This is a genomic window from Paenarthrobacter sp. CM16, from assembly GCF_013179505.1.
In the GTDB taxonomy this organism is placed as follows: Bacteria; Actinomycetota; Actinomycetes; order Actinomycetales; family Micrococcaceae; genus Arthrobacter.
On the sequence record NZ_JABMCX010000531.1, the window covers coordinates 1 to 1,420 of the forward strand.

Here is a 1,420-nt window from a genome sequence, read left to right on the forward strand (position 1 = left end):
GTTCCATAGTCCTGGCCGACTTCACCGGCCGTCTCGTGGCACAGAAAACCCTTCAAGGGTCAGGCAGTCACGCTCCCGGGGAGATGCTCGACATCATCGCCGTACAGATCCATAACCTGCTTGAAGCCCAGGAAGTACCGTTCCACAATGTCCTCGGAATCAGCCTGGTCACCCACGGACCACAAAACCGGGCTGAGGGAACTCTCCTCGCGCCACGTCCCACTCCCCGGTGGTACGGCTTTCCGCTGGTGCCCACGCTCTCACGGCTGACGGGCCTGCCAGTCATTCTGGAAAACGACGCCACGGCCGCGGCCATGGGCGAGCAGTGGCTGGGGGACGTGTCCGCGGAATCCTTTGGAGTGATCTACATGGCCAGCGGCTTAGGCGGCGGAGCCATAGTGAACAGGGAGGTTTACCGGGGTGGAGGATCCAACACAGTGGAACTCGGACACATCACCCTGGACGCTTCCGGACCGCCGTGCGAATGCGGCAACAGGGGCTGCGTGGAGAACATCTGCGGTACGTCGGCAGTGGTGGCCCGCGCAGTCCGGGATCCCGCTCTATTCAGGAGGTTGAAACTCAAAGACAATCCAGCGGAGACGCTCAATGATTTTGATCGAATCTCCTTTGCCGCAGTGGCAGGTGACCTGCCGGCCCGACGCCTTCTCGAGGACGCGGCACGTGGTCTCGGGCACGCCGCAGTGACCTTGGTGAACTTGTTCGACCTCAGCACAGTGGTGCTGGCCGGCCCTGCCTTCTCCACTGCGGGCACGCTCCTGCGGGACCACATCTCAGCCGCGGTCAACGCAGCAGCCTTCAACCGTGAACTGCAACCCATCAGCGTCGTCCTGTCCTCACATGGTTCGCTCGCAGCAGCGATTGGAGGGTCTTTACAAGTACTTCGCACCGCCAGCGACCCAAAAGAACGCCGGGCCGTGCCGCCGTCGTTCGCTACCGGGCGCAAGCAACCCCGATTTGCCAACCTCAACCCCTGAAAGATCCGGAGAACAGCATGTCCCAGTCCCTACAGCCCTCACCCACCATCGAGCAGGCGCAGCAGTTCACCATGCTGCGCCGCGACGGTGTCAGCGTTCTCCTGCGCCACCTGACCGCTGGCCTTCCTTCCGTGCTGCACTGGGGCGCCGACCTCGGCCCCTTGTCCACGGACGACCTCAACGCAATGGTCCTCGCCGGTGGCCGACAAACGGCGCCCGGAACGCTCGACGCCGCATGGCAGCTGAGCGTCCTTCCTCAGGAAGGTGACGGCTGGGCAGGGCGACCGGGGCTCGCCGTGACGCGGGAGGGAAGACCGGTCTTTCCGCGATGGACCGTCAAGGAGGTCACCGCCGACGAACACGAGGCTTTCATTACTGGCTCCGATGCCAACAACGGCCTGGAAATCCACAGCTCTTTCGCGCTG

At 63.5% G+C, this 1,420-nt stretch carries 1 protein-coding gene and 1 pseudogene; both read left to right on the forward strand.

Annotated features, from left to right (window positions below; genetic code table 11):
• Window positions 1-995: ROK family protein (locus HP499_RS24220; RefSeq protein ID WP_172326567.1), on the forward strand; the 995-nt coding region annotated here is incomplete at its 5' end.
• Window positions 996-1,012: 17 nt separating this feature from the next.
• Window positions 1,013-1,420 (forward strand): annotated as a pseudogene (locus tag HP499_RS24225) (hypothetical protein); the annotation flags it as partial.